We start from the raw sequence: 17,026 nt of genomic DNA, 5'->3' as shown, positions 1-17,026 counted from the left end.
GAGAGCCACTCGGATGGTGGGTTCTGCCCCTGGGGCAGTCTCCTGAACCCCCACGCCAAAGTTTTGTGATTCTAGGAGTCTTAATGGGTATCGAAGTCTTCTTCGCAGCTATCGCTGCACTGTTTATTGGTTTTGGCATCTCGCATTTCGTCGTCAATAACCAGAACTCCGCCAAGGTCCAACAGGCCAACCAGCAGGTTGCCGATGCCGAGCGCCAGGCCGAGCAGATTCGCTCCGACGCGCAGCGTCAGGCCGAGACCACCAAGAAGGAGGCGGTCCTGGCCGCCAAGGAGGACATTCTCAAGCATCGCCAGGCAGCCGAGGCCGAGGAGAAGCAGCGCAAGAGCGAGCTTCGCTCCCTCGAGAGCCGCATCATGCAGCGCGAGGAGTCGCTCGACCGCCGCAACGACGCGCTTGACCGTCGCGAGCACCAGCTCTCCAGCCAGGCCGGCCAGCTCGACCGCCGCCAGAGCGACCTCGAGGGCCTCGTGAAGAAGCAGACCTCCGAGCTCGAGCGCATCGCCTCCCTCTCGACCGACGAGGCCCACAAGGAGCTTCTCGACCGCGTGCGCAAGGACACCGTGCGCGAGGAGGCTCAGATCCTGCGCGAGAGCGAGCAGCGCACCCGCGCCCAGGCCGACAAGACCGCCCGCGAGATCGTGACCACTGCCATCCAGCGCTGCGCCGCCGACCAGGCCGGCGAGGTCACCGTCACCACCGTCCACATCCCCTCCGACGACCTCAAGGGCCGCATCATCGGCCGTGAGGGTCGCAACATCCGCACCTTCGAGCAGGTTTCCGGCGTGTCCCTCGTCATTGACGACACCCCTGAGACCGTCATGCTCTCGAGCTTTGAGCCGGTCCGTCGCGAGACCGCCCGCGTTGCCCTCGAGAATCTCATCGCAGACGGCCGCATCCACCCCGCCCGCATCGAGGAGATGTACAAGAAGGCCGAGACCCTCGTGAACCAACGCGTCCAGGAGGCCGGCGAGCAGGCCTCGTTCGACGCCGGCATCCACGACCTGCACCCCGAGATCATCAAGACCCTCGGCGCCCTGCGCTACCGCACCTCTTTTGGTCAGAACGTCCTGCAGCACTCCAAGCAGGTCTCCGAGCTGTGCGGCATCATGGCCTCCGAGCTTGGCCTCGACCCCACGGCCGCCAAGCGCGCCGGCCTTCTCCACGACCTTGGCAAGGCCATCGACCACACGGTCGAGGGTCCGCATGCCGTGATCGGCGCCGACCTTGCCCGTCGCTATGGCGAGCGTCCCGAGATCGTCCACGCCATTGAGGCCCACCACGCCGACGTCGAGCCCAACACGATTCTCGACCAGCTCGTCATGGCCGCCGACGCCATCTCCGCGGCGCGCCCCGGTGCCCGCCGCGAGAGCGCCGAGACTTACATCAAGCGCCTCCAGAAGCTCGAGGAGATCTCGAACGCCCATGACGGCGTCGAGCGCACCTACGCCATGCAGGCCGGACGCGAGCTGCACGTCATGGTCCAGCCCGAGAAGATCTCCGATGCCGAGGCCACGGTGCTCGCTCACGACATCGCCAAGCAGATCGAGGACGAGATGGAGTATCCCGGCCAGGTGCGCGTCGTTGTCATCCGCGAGTCGCGCGCCGTCGACGTCGCCAAGTAGCGGCTCGCCTCGAACACCATGGCTGACTTGCACGACATTTCCGAGAGCGGGGGAGTCCCTTCGGGGGCACCTTCGCTCGTTGACTTCGTTGCCCAGGTGTCCGGCGACACCGCGGTGAGGGTCGAGGAGTCGCTGGGCAACGGCTTCGTTCGCCTGCGCGTGGGGGAGGCGGAGCGCCGCCAGGCAAAGCACGACATCCGCTGCATCGAGGACGTCGTCATCGAGATGCTGCGAAACTCGCGTGACGCCGGCGCCCACAGGATCCTCGTCGCTACGAGCCGTGAGTCCGACCTACGCAGCCTCGTCGTGCTCGACGACGGCTCGGGCGTGCCCGACTCCATGCGCGAGCGCATCTTCGACGCCCGCGTCACTTCTAAGCTCGACACGGTCCACATGGACCGCTGGGGCGTGCATGGTCGTGGTATGGCGCTCTTCTCCATTCGCGAGAACACGCGGAGCGCCCACGTCATGGCCACGGGCATGGGCCTTGGCTCGTCCATCCGCGTCGAGGCCGACGCCACCAAGCTTGCCGAGCGCAAGGACCAGAGCACCTGGCCCACGGTTGGTAGAGGCGACGAGGGTCAGCAGCAGCTCAAGGGCCCGCACAACATCATCAGGACGTGCTGCGAGTTCGCGCTCGAGGAACGCCCCGACTGTGAGGTCTTCCTTGGCTCTGCCGCAGACGTCATCGCCACGGCCCGCGCGCTTGCTGACGCGTCGCCCAACCGCTCGCGCCTGCTGTTCGTCGACGACCCCAACGAGGTGAGCGTCATCGAACGGCCCGCGCTCGCCGCGGACGCCCGCGAGCTCGCCGAGGTCGCCGCCTCCCTGGGTCTGCCCATCTCGGAGCGCACCGCGCACCGCATCCTCGCCGGCCAGATCAAGCCCCTGCGTCCGGTTGCCTCGCGCCTGCTGCACCACGGCGGCACACCGGGCCAGCAGGAGGTCGACCTCACGCGCGACCGTCGCGGTCTTAAGCTCTCGCCCGACGACGTCGACGAGTTCTCCCGCGTCATGGAGCGCGCCTTCGACCTCATCGCCGAGCGCTATTACGTGGGACTCTCCAGTGAGCCGCGCATCAACGTGACGCGCGACAAGATAACCGTTACATTTGACCTCGAGAAGGAAGACTAGTAGGCCCGCGGCCGCTGGTCCAAACGCCACCAAAACGCATCACTCACACGTAGAACCGCTGCTAGGAGTAACATCCATGGACTACCTGAAGGTCTCGAGCAAGTCCTCACCTGCGTCGGTGGCCGGAGCCATCGCAGGCATGGTCAAGGACGGCGTACCGGTCAACATCCAGTCGGTCGGCGCCGGTGCCGTGAACCAGGCCATCAAGGCCGTTGCCATCGCGCGCGGCTTTCTCATCCCGGTGGGTATCGACATCTCGTGCGCACCCACGTTCTCTGACATCGACATCGACGGGCAGAGCCGCACGGCCATCCGCATTGCGGTCTACGTGCACAGGCTCGCCCCGACAGACGCGCAGACCCTCGAGCAGGGTGCCGGAAAGGTGGCAATCTAGTGCAAGCTAACAACTCCCTCGCCGGTCTTACCTACCATGTCAAGACCTTCGGCTGCCAGATGAACCTGCATGACGCCGAGCGCGTCTCGGGCCTGCTTGGGACGTGCGGCTGTCTCGAGGTGGCCACTCCCGAGGAGGCCGACATCGTCGTCTTCATGACGTGCTGCGTGCGCGAGAAGGCCGACACGCACCTGTATGGTCAGGTCTCCGCCATGGTGAGCGCGCCTGAGCCGCCGAGCGGCCGCAGGGTCGTCTGCATCGGCGGCTGCATCGCTCAACGCGACGGTGCCTCGATCCGCGAGCACATGAGAAACGTCGACGTCGTCTTTGGCACACGCGCCATCTCCTCGCTTCCCGAACTCATCGACGAGGCTCGCTCCGGCAACGGCAAGACCGTCTTTGCCGACACGAGCGAGGACTCGCAGGGCTTCTCGAGCGACCTGCCGAGCCGCCGCGAGGACGCTTGGCACGCCTGGGTGCCCATCATGACCGGCTGCAACAACTTCTGCAGCTACTGCATCGTGCCCTACGTCCGTGGGCGTGAGCGCGACCGTGCCTTCGACGACATCGTCGACGAGGTGCGCCGCCTCCATGCCGACGGCGTGCGCGAGGTGTGCCTGCTCGGCCAGAACGTCAACTCGTTTGGCCGCCAGCGCTACGGCTCCCCGCGCTTCGCGGAGCTTCTGCGCGCGGTGGGCGAGACGGGCATCGAGCGCATCCGCTTCACGAGCTCGCACCCCAAGGACCTGTCGCCTGCGACGATCGCCGCGATGGCCGAGACGCCCGCCGTCATGCCGCAGCTGCACCTTGCCGTGCAGAGCGGCTCCACCCGCGTGCTCAAGGCCATGAACAGGCGCTACACGCGCGAGGACTACATCGCGCTCGCTAACTCCATCAAGGAGGCCATTTCCGGCATCGCCCTGTCCTCCGACATCATCGTTGGCTTCCCTGGCGAGACTGAGGAGGACTTCGAGCAGACCCTGAGCCTCGTGCGCGAGGTTGGCTTTGCCTCCGCGTTCACGTTCATCTACTCCAAGCGCCCTGGAACGCCCGCCGCAAAGATCGATGACCCCACGCCGCGTGAGGTCATCCAGGAGCGTTTCGACCGTCTGGCGGCCCTCGTGGCAGACCTTGCCCACGATGCCAACCAGGTCGAGCTGGGACGTACCGTCGAGGCTCTCGTCGAGGGAGCCTCCAAGCGCGACGAGCGTGTGCTCGTGGGCCACAGTCCCAAGAACAAGACCGTTCACTTTGAGGCTCCCGAGGGCCGTGACCCCCAGGAGCTCGTGGGCAAGCTCGTGGACGTTCGCGTCGACGAGGCGCGCACGTGGTACCTGCGCGGACCCATGGTGGGCGAGCCCCGGTGACGCCGGGCGGTGACAGCCTCGTGACGGGTGCCGCCGCGGGCGGTCCCGTCATCTGCGTCGTCGGTCCCACGGCCTCGGGCAAGAGCGCGCTCGCCGACGAGGTGGCACTGCGCCTTGGCACCGACGTCATCTCGGTCGACTCGATGCAGGTCTACCGCGGCATGGACATCGGCACGGCCAAGACGCCCGTCGAGGAGCGCCTCGTGCCGCTCCAGATGGTCGACGTGGCCGACATCTCGCAGGACTACTCCGTGGCCATGTTCCAGCGCGACGCCCGCGCCCTCGTTGACGAACGCCTCGCTTGCGGCCGCGCCGCCATCCTGTGCGGGGGCACCGGCCTCTACCTCGACGCCGTCATTGACGAGATGGACTTTCCCGCGGGTCAGACCCACGGTGGCACGCGCAGCCGCTACGAAGACTACCTTGCCGAGCGGGGCGCGCAGGCCCTCTGGGAGCTCCTGCGCGAGCGCGACGAGGCGAGCGCGCTTGCCATCCACCCCAACAACTCCCGCCGCGTCGCGCGTGCCCTCGAGATGCTCGACGAGGGCACAAGCTATGCCGCGCAGCTTTCGGGCCTTCACGAGCGCAAGGCGCACTACGGCGCCCAGATCTGGGGGCTTTCGATGGACCGTGCGCGACTCTACGAGCGCATAGACCGGCGCGTCGAACTCATGGTCGAGGCTGGCCTGGTCGACGAGGTGCGGGGGCTTGTCGAGGCTGGCATGGGCGCAGACCTCACGGCCCGCCAGGCCATCGGCTACAAGGAGGTCCTCGACTACCTCGATGGGTCGTGCACGCTCGACGAGGCTATCGAGCTCATCAAGCGCCGCTCTCGGCGCTACGCAAAGCGCCAGCTCTCGTGGCTCAGGCGCGACGGCCGCACTCGCTGGCTCGACATGGACGAGCTTGCCCACCTCGACGCCGTCGCCATGATCGTCGACGAATACGAGAGGGCCTTGGGCGAGCGCGCCCAGGAGCCCTAAGAGGGGGAGAGCACCACGGGTCGATTCAAGCAGATGTCCACCGCTCCCGTTCCCGAGCGAACGCTCATCGTGGGCGTTGACACGGGGCGTGCCGACTGGCCGATGAGCGAATCGCTCGCCGAGCTTGCGCGCTTGGTCGAGACGGCGGGCAGGGTTGTGGTTGCCACCGAGACGCAGAAGCTCGACTCGCCCATCCCCAAGACGTTCGTGGGCTCGGGGAAGGCCAAGGAGCTTGCGGCCCTGGTCAAGCGCATGGACGTTGACGTCGTTGCGTTCGACGACCAGCTGTCGCCTTCCCAGCAGGCCAACCTCGAGCAGATCTTTGGCGAGCCGGTCAAGGTCATCGACCGCACGGCCCTTATCCTCGACATCTTTGGTCGCCATGCGACGACGCGTGAGGGCACCCTCCAGGTGCAGCTCGCGCAGCTCCAGTACGTGCTGCCGCGTCTTCGTGGCATGTGGAGCCACCTTATGGGCGAGCAGACGCGCGGCGGCATCGGCAGCAGGTTTGGCCAGGGCGAGAGCCAGCTCGAGGTCGACAGGCGCCTCGTGCGCGACCGCATCGCCTCGCTTCGCCGCGAGCTCGCACGCCTCGAGACGCGTCGCGCCACGCAGAGCAAGGCTCGCTGGGACTCGGGCGTCTATCGCGTAGCGCTCGCCGGCTATACCAACGCGGGCAAGTCGACGCTGCTGAACGCCCTCACCAATTCCGACGTCTACGCCAAGGACGAGCTGTTTGCCACGCTCGACCCCACGACCCGCTCCATTGACCTTGCCGAGGGGCGTAAGATCACCCTGACGGACACCGTTGGCTTCATCCAGAAGCTCCCCACCACGCTCGTCGAGAGCTTTAAGTCGACGCTCGCCGAGGTCAGGGCAGCAGACCTCGTGCTCGAGGTTGTCGATGCCAACGACGAGAACTGGGAGAAGAAGGTCAGGGCCGTCGAGGAGATCCTTGCCCAGATCGATGCCAACGAGATTCGGCGCGTGCTCGTCTTCAACAAATGCGACCTGCTCGATGACGAGGCCCTTGCGGGGCTCAAAGCTGCGAATCCCCGGGCCGTCTTCGTGTCCGCCGGCGAGGGTTGGGGCCTTGCCGGGCTGCTGCACCGCATCGCGCAGGAGGCGAGCGACGGTGACGTGACGCTCACGGCGCTCGTGCCCTACGAGAAGGGCATGCTCATGAAGCTCGTCCACGAGCGTTGCCAGATCATTCGCGAGCAGTACGTCGAGGGCGGCCTGCTCGTTACCGCCAAGGCGGGCGCTCGCATGGCCGCCACCCTCAAGCCCTATGAGGTGGAGGAGTAGGCCTGCGCCGCTGCGTCCAATGTGTCTCTGCTCGCGGATGTTGTTCGCTGCTTCGTGAGGCGTGGGTGCGTTATTGGGCACTTCCTGCGAGCTCTGAATGTGTCGGGTTCTTTTGGAAGCGGTTTTCGCCAACTTGGGCTTCTGGGCTTCTCGCGTGTCTACCTATGGCTTTAGGCAGAGACATACTTCCTCGCCTCGTGATTTCACCGCTTAGGCGAAATGGAGCTCTTCGCTAATACCCATAGACGAGCTTGAGCACGCCAAGAATGAGCGGTTGGTGAATCACGTAGATGGGGAGGGCGTGCCTTCCCACGTACTCAAGGGGTTGGCACCGAAGGCTCTGGAGTGCTCTGGGCGCGCCCTTTGCCTTGATGACGACGCCCAGGCTGGTTCCCGCGAGAAAGAGCAGCGAAAAGGGGAGGGGCGGGTAGTAGTCTCCCGACGCAAAATGGGGTCCGGGAAAGCCGAGCCAGCTGAGCCACCCGTAGGCATAGGGTGCCGCCGGCACCTTGAAGTAGGGGCCGCCAAAGGTCGCGAGACCAAAGGTTCCCGTTGGAACATCGAGACAGATGACGAAGAAAAGCGCGAGCGCCAAGGCGAGCGCGACGTTTACGCGCACGCCCGCTCGTGAGGCGAGTTTGAGGTAGAGGTGGCCCACGAGCGTGCTGAAGCCCATGCAGTAGATGATGCCGAAGTTCACGGGCGTGTCGACGGCAGCCACCGTTGTGGCAACGAATACGACGCCCGCCACGGCAAGATACTTTGCCGCCCTCCTGACGTTGCTGCTCGAGTAGGAGCACATGATGCCTGCCACCAGCAAGAACGTCCATGAGATGGAGGCGCGCCAGACATCTTGTAGGGGAGAGGCGAACCAGCCCAGGCCTACGCCATAGAGATAGACCAGGTCATAGCAAAGGTGAAAGAGCACCATCGATATGACAGAGAAACCCCTGATGACGTCGTAGCCGTGAATCCTCTCCGAGCGCCGCTTCTGCTCCATGGAATCTAGAGCGAGCGAAGCAGACCCGTGACCCTGCCGAGGATGGTCGGGTTGTCTGCGTAGATGGGCTCCATCGAATCGTTCTCGGGCTGAAGGCGGATGCGGTCCTTCTCGCGGTAGAAGGTCTTGACGGTGGCCGAGTCATCGATGAGGGCGACGACGATCTCGCCGTTGTGGGCGGTGTGCTGCTCCTTCACGACGATGTAGTCCCCATCGAGGATGCCGACGTTGATCATCGACTCGCCGCGGACACGCAGGATGAACGAGCTCGCATCGTTGATGACGCTCGTGGGGAGGGTCATGACCTCCTCGACGTTCTGCTCGGCGAGGATGGGCGTGCCTGCCGCGACCCTGCCAACGACCGGTAGGGTGATCGTGCTGGCATCAACGTCCTGGGTGACCTCGGCAAGCTTGACGTCTTGCTGGTAGAGGCTCTCGCTGCCGGGCCCGCAGATCTCGATGGTGCGGGGCTTCTTGGGGTCGCGGCGGATGTAGCCGGCCTTCTCGAGCCTGTTGAGGTGGGAGTGAACCGTGGATGGGGAAGAGAGGCCAACGCCCGCGCCGATCTCCCTGACCGAGGGCGGATAGCCGTGCTCTGCGGCAGATGCGCAGATGAAGTCATATACCTGCTGCTGCCGTGCGGAAAGCTTTACCTCAGACATGGTGGTTCCTCCTTTTCGTTGAGACCATCATACACGCGTTCGCTTCCTTTCGCAAACATTTGTTCTATTTTTGCTTGACACGAACATTCGTACTTAGATACTAGACATAGGGAACAAATGTTTGATAGTATGCATTACAAGATATTGTCCGCAACGGTTTGTATAAAGGTACCAGTACAAAACGAGATTGAGAGGAACGCACCATGAACAACTTTGATTACAACTATGACACCATTGGTTCTTCCGCCCTCAAGCCTCGTCACGCTGCCGCGAGCCTTTCCGTCGTGGAAGGTGGCCGCCACGACGCTCGCCGCCAGTGCTCCGTGAGGGAGCAGGCGCGTCGTGCCTACGACTGGTACGTCTCGGCCGACGCCCCCGTTTGCTCCGCGCCCGTCATCGGGGACCGCGAGCGCCTCGGGGCCTGTCTCGTCTTCTTCGCCATCGCGGGCATGGTGCTGCTGGGGGCCCTTCTCTAGGACCCGGCGTCCGGAGATTTCTGTCAGCAGCTAGACGAATCTATTTTCGCAGCGTAAGGTATCTATTGCAGTGAACCCGGCTAGGGAGGATACCATGCGCTGTCCCAAGTGCGGATGCGAGGAGTCCAAGGTCGTCGACTCCCGCCCTGCGGAGAGCAACGACTCGATCAGGCGTCGCCGCGAGTGCGAGGCTTGCGGTTTTCGCTTCACCACCTACGAGCGTAAGGAGGAGCTGCCGCTCATCGTGCTCAAGCACGATGGTTCCAAGGAGCCTTTCGATCGCGAGAAGCTCATGCGCGGCCTCGTGCGCGCAACGGTTAAGCGCGACATCCCCATCGATGCGCTCGACGCCCTCATTGCGAGCATCGAGAGCGAGCTGAGGGACCACGGCACTACCGAGGTCGACTCGAGCGACCTGGGCGAGATGGTGCTTCACCGCCTCATTGACATCGACAAGGTCGCCTACGTCCGCTTTGCGTCCGTCTATCGCGACTTCAAGGACATCGAAGAATTCTCTGACGAGCTGAGGAGGCTCTCTGGTGAGTAACGACGTGATTGACCTTCCCATCAAGCGCCTTGACCCGTCCGTCGAGCTCCCGTCCTACGCCTACGAGGGAGACGCCGGCCTCGACCTGCGCTCAAACGAGGACGTTGACCTGGCGCCGCACGAGCGCAGACTCGTCTCGACGGGCCTGGCCATCGCCATTCCCGATGGCTACGCGGGCTTTGTGCAGCCCAGGAGCGGACTTGCTCTGCGCGAGGGACTGTCGATGGCCAACACGCCCGGCCTCATCGATGCCCACTACCGCGGTGAGCTCAAGGTCTGCACCGTCAACCTAGACAACGAGAAGACCATTCACATCGAGCGCGGCGAGCGCATCGCCCAGCTCGTCATCCAAAAGGTGCCCGTCGTGCGTCTGCACGAGGTGTCGGAGCTCGACGAGACCGACCGTGGTGCGGGCGGCTTTGGCTCGAGCGGCGTCAACTAGTCGCGCGCGAGAATCTTAGATTGGGGAGCCTTACATGACCGATTTGAATGTGAGAGACGTCATCATCGTGGGTTCCGGTCCTGCGGGTCTGAGCGCCGCCATCTATGCAACGAGGGCGGGTCTCAGGCCCCTCGTCATATCGAGCAGCGCCGCTGGCGGCCAGATTGCCACGACCGACCTCGTGGACAACTATCCGGGCATCGAGGACATAACGGGTGCCGAGCTCGGGCAGCGTCTCTGGGACCATGCCGAGCACCTTGGTGCGGAGTTCGAGTTCGACCAGGTCGTCTCCATCGACAGGCGCGAGGGCGGGAGCCTCTTCGAGGTCGTCTGCGAGGGAGGCTCGCTTAGGGCGCGCAGCGTCATCTATGCCGCGGGGGCCTCGCCGCGCAAGGCTGGCTTTGCGGGCGAGAATCGCTTTGGTGGCAGGGGCGTCTCGTACTGCGCCACCTGCGATGGCATGTTCTATCGTGGCAAGGAAGTCTTTGTGGTGGGCGGTGGTAACACGGCCTGCGAGGAGGCGCTCTACCTTGCGAAGGTCGCCTCCTCGGTGACACTCGTCGTGCGCAAGGACCACCTCCGGGCGATGAGGAGCCTGCGGGATGCCGTTCTCTCCTCGCCCATGATTAAAGTTAGGTACCTTACTAGAATTGAGGGCGTGGAAGGGGAATCTCTTATCGAGAGGGTCGTGCTGGCATCCGTAGACGCCTTGGGCGTCCCAACCCGCGAGGAGCTTTCCTTCGCGCCAGGCGGTGTTGGCGTCTTCGTCTCGGTTGGCCAGGTGCCTCAGTCAGCGCCTGTCTGCAGGCTCGCCGAGTTGGATGACCAGGGGTATGTCGTGACGCGCCCTGACATGTCTGTGGCAACGCCTGGACTCTTCTGTGCGGGAGACGTGCGGGCAACGCCGCTTCGCCAAGCGATCACCGCGGCCTCTGACGGAGCGATTGCCGCCACGAGCGCGGCAAGGTACGTGGGGGTTCTTGGCGATTAGCGTAATTCTCCTAGTTAGTGACTCCCCTGTTCCGGCTGATATACATAAAATAGCGATAATATATCTTATGTAAAGTAGAGCTGTTTCAAGTCAGCTTTTCGTCGCTGCTTGCTGCCTACTCCACGACATCGAGTGGCGCGAAGGTGCCGTGGCAGACGTGGCGCACGAAGCGCTCGTTGTTGTCTCCATCGTGTTCGTCGAGCAAGACGAGGATGCGGTCGCCCTCGAGGAGCCTGAGCGACCCGCGCGGCACGATCTCGCGTCCGCAGCGCCGCACCGAAACGACGAGCGTGCGTTCGGGCCAGTCGATCTGCGAGATGAGCTTGTCGGCCGCAGGGCATCCCGCCTCGACCACGTATGAGTGGAGCTGGCGGCCGTGCGACCCCCAGTGCTCGTGCGCCTCGTCGGTCGTGGTGCCAAGGAGGCGTGCCAGCAGGTGCTCGTAGTAGGCGTCGACCTGCAGCAGGTTGGCGGTCACGTAAGCGAAGACGCTCACAATCGCAAGCGACAGCAGCTGCTCCAGGCTCCCCGTGAGCTCAAAGGCGAGCACGACGGCCGTGACCGGCGCTCGAATGGCACCCGCGAACATTCCGGCGATACCGAGCACCATGAAGTTCATCACGAAGGCGTCGCTCATGCCCAGGACGCGCGTGGCGCCCATGCCAAAGATGGCGCCGGCGAGCGTGCCCATGATGACCAGCGGAAAGAGCGTGCCGCCTGGCGTTCCCGCGCCAAAGCAGACGCCCGTGAAGAGATACTTGCCCAGCAGGATGAGTGCCAGCGTGCCAATCGAGAGCCCCTGGGGGCTCATGAGCATCTCGAGAATCGCGTCGCCGCCACACATGAGCTCGGGCGACAGAAGGGCCACCCCGCCCGCGACCATGAACGGTATGAGGTAGCGTAGCCAGGCATGGCGGTAGCGGATGCGCGACAGCAGGTTCTGCAGCGCAAACATGCCGATGTTGTGGGCCGCGCCCACGACGCCCATGATGAGGCCAAAGACGATGAGCAGCGCATAGGCCTCGTGAGGGATGATCTCGCTCAGCCTGAAGCTGATGACCGGCTGAAGGCCCAGCACTTGGCTCGTCACGTAGTCGCTCATGACGGCGCTCATCATCACCGAGATAATCAGGGGCGCGTTGAACGTCTTGTGAATCTCCTCGAGGGCAAACATCACGCCGGTGAGGGGCGCGTGGAACGCCGCGGCCATGCCTGCGCCCGCGCCGCAGGTGACGAGCAGACGCTCCTCTCCCCTCCCGCGCTTGAGGATGCGCGAGACGCCCTTGCCGGCCATGCCGCCAAGCTGCACCGACGGGCCCTCGCGGCCGAGGGACAGGCCGCCGAGGGCGCCAATCGTACCTTCGGCGAACTTGGCGGCGATGACGCGGTACCAGGGCGCGTCCATGGCGCCCATGACCTCGGCGTCGACCTGCGGGATGCCCGAGCCCGAGGTGGCGGGCTCCCACCTCACGAGAAGCGCCACCACGACCGCCATGACGGCCAGGGCGACGAACCATGCGACCGCCATGACGGGGTTGTTCGCCCAGCTCGCTACGATGGCGCGCAGGATGCGCTCGCCCTGTGTGAGGGCAAGGCGGTAGAGCGTCACGAGGGCGCCGGCAAAGAGGCCCACGAGGGCGCCCTCCCACACGAGGCTCACCTGGAACCTGCGCGAGAGCCTGCGCCTGATGGGATTCTCGAACACCTGCACGCTAGCTCCTCGTCTCTCGATTGCAAGAAAAAGCCGGCCAGGTGGGCTGAGCCGCACCCTGACCGGCAAAATCATACGCCATCTAACAAGCCGTGGGGCCAACTGGGGTCGAGCGTGCGCCCACCACCCCGGCCATAAGTCCTAGTCGACCTTGATGAGCGAGAAGATGTCCTGGGGGAACTCCTTGCCAATGGCCTCGCGGGGGTTGAGGAACGCGAGCTCGAGGATGAACGAGAAGCCCACGATCTTTGCGCCCGTCTGCTCGACGAGCTTGGCGGTGGCAAGCGCGGTGCCGGCCGTGGCCACGAGGTCGTCGACGATGACCACACGGTCGTCGGGCGTGAGCGCGTCCTTGTGGATCTGCAGCTCGTCGGTGCCGTACTCGAGCGCATAGCTCTGGGAGTAGACGTCGCGAGGCAGCTTGCCGGGCTTGCGGGCGGGCACGAAGCCCGCGCCCAGGCGATAGGCCACGGGCGTGCCAATGAGGAAGCCGCGGGCCTCGGAGCCCACGACCTTGGTGATGCCCTCGCCCAGGAAGTGCTCGGCCATGGCGTCGACGCAGGCCGAGAAGCCCTTGGGGTCGGAGATGAGCGGCGTGATGTCCTTGAAGACGACACCGGGCTCCGGATAGTCGGGAATGTCGACGATCAGGCTCTCGTATCGGAACGGCCTCTCGTTGCTGTCGGTCATGGTGGCCCCCACCTTCCTCTTGTTTGCTTGCCAACCTGACATAATACGTCAGGCGCCTATCGTGCTTGTTCCCCTTGTGCGAGGTGGTTATCCCTGCGCGTTGGGCGAGTCTCCCGTGAGCTCACGCTTGATGAGCGTGCTTCTCACCGAGCCAGTGAGCGCGATCATGCGGTCGAGAGTCATCTCGCGCCTGAGCGTGCGCTCGCTCTCGCTCTCGCCCTGGTGGCGTGACAGCGAGGCCAGGGCCTGCTCGAACATGGGCGTCTCGCGGTTCGCGGCGGCCACGTACTGGCGCAGGTTCTTGGGCTCGATGCCATAGCGGGTGAGCTCGGCGCACGTGCAGATGAGCTTGAGGTCGCTGCCGCGCACGAGGTCGCGGCCGGCTGGGGAGCGCACGAGGCGAATGAGCCCGCAGTCAGCGAGCTTGCGCACGAGCGCGATGTTGACGCCGGCGACCTCGGGCATGCGGTCGATGGGGTGCAGCTCGCGCTCGAGCTCGGGGGTGATGTGCTCCCCCGTCAGCGGCTCGTCCTTCTCGGCCGCGCCCTCGTAGCCCTCGCTGCGGCCTGGTTTGCCGTCGAGTTCGTCCTTGATGACGCTCAGCGGCAGAAACTTCGTCTTCTGCAGGTAGAGGATGGTCTCGAGGCGTTGAATGTCACGCGAGGAGTAGAGACGGTAGCCGCCCGGCGTGCGCGAGGGCGTGAGCAGCCCCTCGTCCTCGAGGTAGCGCACCTTGGACACCGACAGGTCAGGATACTGCTCCTGCAGCTTGCGAACGACCTTGCCTATGGTGAGATAGCCGGCATCGGCCATGTGGAGGCCTACTCGCCCGTGGCGATGCGAGACGGGCGAGTAGTGTGGTAGACCATGCGGAACGTGCCTACCTGGATGGTCGAGCCGTCGACGAGCGGCGACGTCTTGACGATGGCGCCATCGACCCAGGTGCCGTTGAGCGAGCCAAGGTCCTCGATGCGGGCACTGCCGCCGGCGATGTGGAGCACGGCGTGGCGGCGCGAGACCGTCATGTCGTTGAGGAAGACCGAGGACGAGGGGTCGCGGCCAATCGTTATGTCGGGCGTGTCAAGCACGAAGGTCGAGCCGGTCTGCGGGCCCTTGAGGATCGAGAGCGTGGGGTACTCGGGACGCGAGCCTCCCATGAGGTCGGGTACGGTGGCGTCTGCCGAGGGCATGCAGAAGATCGCGGTTGCGTCCGCTGCGTTCTTGGTGGTGTCGTTCTGCATGGCTAGCTCCTCTTGATAGCGAGTTCGTGAAACATGATTGTACCGCTCCGCGCCGCTCCTAGCGGCAGGCGATGGCCTCGATGGCGATGGGCACGCCGCCGGGAAGCGAGCAAACCTCGAGGCGGGTCACCGCGGGCAGCGGCTTCGTGAGGCGACGGGCGCAGACGCGGTCGACGCAGGCGAAATCGCTCGTTCCCGCAAGGTAGATCGTGAGCTTCGTGACCTCGGCAAACGTGAGCTCGAGCTCGGAGAGCACGCCCTCGACGTTGTCGAGGCACTGGTTGGCCTGGGCGCCGAGGCCTTCCTCGACGAGCCTGCCGGTGGCGGGGTCAACGGGCGGCTGGGCGGAGACGAACGCGAAGCGTGCCGCGCTCGTTCCCTCGGAGAAGGGAAGTGAGGTACGCGGCGCCTTGTCGGTTGAGATGGCGTACATGGGCTGCCTTTCGTGCCTAGGCTGCGGGCGAGACGGCGGGGCAGACGTACCCCACGAGCCCAAGGCCGCTGCGGGCGGGCTCAAGCTCATTGTGGCACGCATACGTGGCGTTTCCAACGTTGCGCCCGTCCTGGCTCCAGCTGCAGACGCCAACGGTCTGCCCGGGCACGCAGAGCTTGTCGGTGTGGCAGGCGTTGCGCGCGTAGGTCGTGTCGCCTCCGCCCGGCCAGACGAGGCCGAGCGTGGTGGCCGAGGCGCTCACCGGCAGGCTGTAGGCGAGGTCGTAGGCAAAGGGGCGCGCCCCGAGCGTCAGGGAGGCGTTTGCGAGCACGTGGCCCTGGTAGGTGCCATAGGCCCAGTCAAGCAGCGACTCCGTGTCGGCAAAGCGGCCGTCCACCGTGGCACAGCCCAAGACGACGGTGTAGAGCGTGGTGGCGCCCCTGCGGGCGCAGCCCATGAAGGCCGTGACGGTGTTGCCGGCGCCGGTCTTGATGCCAATGAGGCCGTGGTAGCTGCCCAGCAGGTGGTCGACCGTCGGGTACTCGCGCTGCACGCCGTTCACCTCGACCGTGACCTCGGGCAGGCGCACCGTGTCTGCGATGAAGGGCTGTGTCGTCATGGCGTAGCGGGCAAGGATCGCGAGGTCGTGCACCGTTGAGTGGTGGCCGTCCGCGTCGAGGCCGTGGGGGTTCTCGAAGTGGGTGTCGTCCATGCCCAGCTCCTTGGCCTTGTCGTTCATCTTCGCGACGAAGGCCTCCTGGGAGCCACCCACGCACTGGGCAACCTCGTAGGCGGCGTCGTTTGCCGAGTAGACGAGCATGACGCGCATAAGGTCGTAGAGCGTGGAGGTACTGCCCGCTGTGTAGCCCGCTACCATGGCGTTCTCTGCGAGCTCGGGGGTGCTCAGGGTGCAGACGGTGTCAAGCGGCGTGCCGCTCTCGAGCGCGACCACGGCCGTCATGATCTTCGTGATCGAGGCCATGTTTATCTGAGCGTCTGGGTTCTTCTCGTAGAGCACCCTGCCCGTTTGGTCGACGACGATGGCGGCCTGTGCCTCGGAGAGGCCGGGCTCGGAGGTGTCAGCATGGGCAAGGGTGGGATGCGCGATGAGGGCGAGCAGGAGCGTTGCGAGGACGAGCAGCGTTGAGGCGTGCGTGTGACTCATGCTACTTGCTCCTCCCCCTCCTGATGGACTCGCGGACGATGGCCACGCCCTCGGTGGTGTAGACGATGGCCGTGATGATCGAGAACACGCAGCCCGCGTAGACGAAGAGCAGCCCAACGGGCCCCGCGACGGAGTTGAGGCCGGGCAGCCACGAGGCGCTCGTGAGGCCCAGGCCGTCGATGACGGGAAGCCCCAGCAGCAGGTCGCAGAAACCGAACATGAGCAGGGCCGTCGTGATCTTGCCGATGTAGACGACGTCGACGGGGCGCTCGCGGAAGCGGCGCACGATGAGGGCGCCCCCGCCGAGGTAGAGGTCACGACAAATGACCAGCACGGCCACCCATGCAGGCAGCTCCTCGCGAATCACGAGGCCAAGGACGCCCGTGAACAGCAGGAAGCGGTCGCACAAGGGGTCGAGCAGCTTGCCAAACCAGCTTACGGTCTGCGTGGCGCGGGCAATCTTGCCATCAGCCCAGTCGGTGCAGGCGGCGATGGCGTAGATGGCGACGGCGACCGGGCGGTTGACGTCGTTCACGAACAGGCCGAGAAACACGCAGGTGAGGACCATCCTCATCACGGTGAAGGCGTTGGCCCACGTGAGGATCTTGCTCGAGGGATTGTCGGAGCTGCCCAGCGGCGCCTCGTTGTCAGTCTCGAAACCCTGACTGACCTTTTTCTCTAGCCACTCGTTGAACGTCAATGCTGCTCCTCGTAGTCCTGATGCCGCGTCCCCGTGCGGCGCTTAAGGGATGATACCCCATCGCGTGGCCGGCCCAACCCCTCCGCCCCTTGGTAGCCAAAGAAGTGACGAAAACGTTCGGCGGGCCTCCACGATTTAT

19 protein-coding genes are annotated in these 17,026 nt (G+C 64.9%); 10 read left to right on the top strand and 9 right to left on the bottom strand.

From position 1 onward, the window contains the following. Positions 1 to 83: 83 nt before the first annotated feature. The 6 genes from rny (at position 84) to hflX (ending at position 6,829) form a co-directional block, all read left to right on the top strand. The gene (gene rny, locus Q3866_RS02290) at positions 84 to 1,643 is read left to right on the top strand and encodes a ribonuclease Y (RefSeq protein ID WP_301829269.1); all 1,560 of its coding nucleotides are present in this window, start codon (positions 84 to 86) and stop codon (positions 1,641 to 1,643) included. Positions 1,644 to 1,661: 18 nt separating this feature from the next. Then, entirely contained in the window at positions 1,662 to 2,777 is a 1,116-nt protein-coding gene (locus Q3866_RS02285) for an ATP-binding protein (RefSeq protein ID WP_301829268.1), read from the top strand. Between the two features lie 76 nt (positions 2,778 to 2,853). Then, a complete protein-coding gene (locus tag Q3866_RS02280; RefSeq protein WP_293672906.1) occupies positions 2,854 to 3,171 on the top strand; it encodes a stage V sporulation protein S in 318 nt (105 codons plus the stop codon). Continuing rightward, complete coding sequence (miaB, locus tag Q3866_RS02275; protein WP_367881359.1) at positions 3,171 to 4,538, top strand: tRNA (N6-isopentenyl adenosine(37)-C2)-methylthiotransferase MiaB; 1,368 nt, start codon at positions 3,171 to 3,173, stop codon at positions 4,536 to 4,538. The genes Q3866_RS02280 and miaB overlap by 1 nt, the downstream gene beginning before the upstream one ends. Further along, positions 4,535 to 5,521: a tRNA (adenosine(37)-N6)-dimethylallyltransferase MiaA gene (gene miaA / locus Q3866_RS02270; protein ID WP_301829267.1), complete on the top strand. Its 987-nt coding sequence runs from the start codon at positions 4,535 to 4,537 to the stop codon at positions 5,519 to 5,521. Before miaB ends, miaA begins: the two co-directional genes overlap by 4 nt. A gap of 33 nt (positions 5,522 to 5,554) precedes the next feature. Then, positions 5,555 to 6,829 (top strand): GTPase HflX, encoded by a 1,275-nt coding sequence (hflX, locus tag Q3866_RS02265; protein ID WP_301829266.1) that lies wholly within the window; start codon positions 5,555 to 5,557, stop codon positions 6,827 to 6,829. A 232-nt stretch (positions 6,830 to 7,061) separates the two neighbouring features. On the opposite strand, the gene Q3866_RS02260 is transcribed toward hflX, so the two are convergent. Both Q3866_RS02260 and lexA read right to left on the bottom strand, forming a co-directional pair. Continuing rightward, entirely contained in the window at positions 7,062 to 7,829 is a 768-nt protein-coding gene (locus Q3866_RS02260) for a heparan-alpha-glucosaminide N-acetyltransferase (RefSeq protein ID WP_301829265.1), read from the bottom strand. A gap of 5 nt (positions 7,830 to 7,834) precedes the next feature. Further along, the gene (gene lexA / locus Q3866_RS02255; protein ID WP_301829263.1) at positions 7,835 to 8,491 is read right to left on the bottom strand and encodes a transcriptional repressor LexA; all 657 of its coding nucleotides are present in this window, start codon (positions 8,489 to 8,491) and stop codon (positions 7,835 to 7,837) included. Between the two features lie 203 nt (positions 8,492 to 8,694). Here lexA and Q3866_RS02250 point away from each other — a divergent pair, with 203 nt between their 5' ends. The 4 genes from Q3866_RS02250 (at position 8,695) to Q3866_RS02235 (ending at position 10,947) form a co-directional block, all read left to right on the top strand. Then, positions 8,695 to 8,967, top strand: coding sequence for a hypothetical protein (locus Q3866_RS02250; protein WP_293672912.1), 273 nt, complete (start codon positions 8,695 to 8,697; stop codon positions 8,965 to 8,967). Between the two features lie 94 nt (positions 8,968 to 9,061). After that, positions 9,062 to 9,514 carry a transcriptional regulator NrdR gene (nrdR, locus tag Q3866_RS02245; RefSeq protein ID WP_293672913.1) on the top strand — a complete coding sequence of 151 codons (453 nt, stop codon included), beginning with the start codon at positions 9,062 to 9,064 and terminating at the stop codon, positions 9,512 to 9,514. Continuing rightward, on the top strand, positions 9,507 to 9,956 hold the full coding sequence (dut, locus tag Q3866_RS02240; RefSeq protein WP_301829260.1) for a dUTP diphosphatase: 450 nt from the start codon (positions 9,507 to 9,509) through the stop codon (positions 9,954 to 9,956). The genes nrdR and dut overlap by 8 nt, the downstream gene beginning before the upstream one ends. A 34-nt stretch (positions 9,957 to 9,990) precedes the next feature. After that, complete coding sequence (locus Q3866_RS02235; protein WP_301829258.1) at positions 9,991 to 10,947, top strand: NAD(P)/FAD-dependent oxidoreductase; 957 nt, start codon at positions 9,991 to 9,993, stop codon at positions 10,945 to 10,947. A gap of 115 nt (positions 10,948 to 11,062) precedes the next feature. Here Q3866_RS02235 and Q3866_RS02230 read toward each other — a convergent pair whose 3' ends face one another. The 7 genes from Q3866_RS02230 to Q3866_RS02200 all read right to left on the bottom strand — a co-directional run bounded on the left by Q3866_RS02230 (position 11,063) and on the right by Q3866_RS02200 (position 16,887). Further along, a complete protein-coding gene (locus Q3866_RS02230; RefSeq protein WP_301829257.1) occupies positions 11,063 to 12,658 on the bottom strand; it encodes a ClC family H(+)/Cl(-) exchange transporter in 1,596 nt (531 codons plus the stop codon). Between the two features lie 141 nt (positions 12,659 to 12,799). Continuing rightward, on the bottom strand, positions 12,800 to 13,348 hold the full coding sequence (locus tag Q3866_RS02225) for an adenine phosphoribosyltransferase (protein WP_293672917.1): 549 nt from the start codon (positions 13,346 to 13,348) through the stop codon (positions 12,800 to 12,802). A gap of 87 nt (positions 13,349 to 13,435) precedes the next feature. Next, positions 13,436 to 14,161: a MerR family transcriptional regulator gene (locus Q3866_RS02220; RefSeq protein WP_293672918.1), complete on the bottom strand. Its 726-nt coding sequence runs from the start codon at positions 14,159 to 14,161 to the stop codon at positions 13,436 to 13,438. An 8-nt stretch (positions 14,162 to 14,169) separates the two neighbouring features. Further along, positions 14,170 to 14,589, bottom strand: coding sequence for an FHA domain-containing protein (locus tag Q3866_RS02215; protein WP_293825520.1), 420 nt, complete (start codon positions 14,587 to 14,589; stop codon positions 14,170 to 14,172). A gap of 58 nt (positions 14,590 to 14,647) precedes the next feature. Further along, positions 14,648 to 15,022 carry a Rid family hydrolase gene (locus tag Q3866_RS02210; protein WP_293825521.1) on the bottom strand — a complete coding sequence of 125 codons (375 nt, stop codon included), beginning with the start codon at positions 15,020 to 15,022 and terminating at the stop codon, positions 14,648 to 14,650. A 16-nt stretch (positions 15,023 to 15,038) separates the two neighbouring features. Beyond that, entirely contained in the window at positions 15,039 to 16,187 is a 1,149-nt protein-coding gene (locus tag Q3866_RS02205) for a D-alanyl-D-alanine carboxypeptidase family protein (protein WP_301829253.1), read from the bottom strand. A 1-nt stretch (position 16,188) separates the two neighbouring features. Further along, positions 16,189 to 16,887: a CDP-alcohol phosphatidyltransferase family protein gene (locus tag Q3866_RS02200; protein WP_293672922.1), complete on the bottom strand. Its 699-nt coding sequence runs from the start codon at positions 16,885 to 16,887 to the stop codon at positions 16,189 to 16,191. Between the last annotated feature and the right edge of the window lie 139 nt (positions 16,888 to 17,026).

This window comes from uncultured Parolsenella sp. (assembly GCF_958346945.1).
Classification (GTDB): domain Bacteria; phylum Actinomycetota; class Coriobacteriia; order Coriobacteriales; family Atopobiaceae; genus Parolsenella.
The sequence above is the reverse complement of the archived record's forward strand: the minus strand, read 5'-3'. Positions and strand labels throughout refer to the sequence as shown.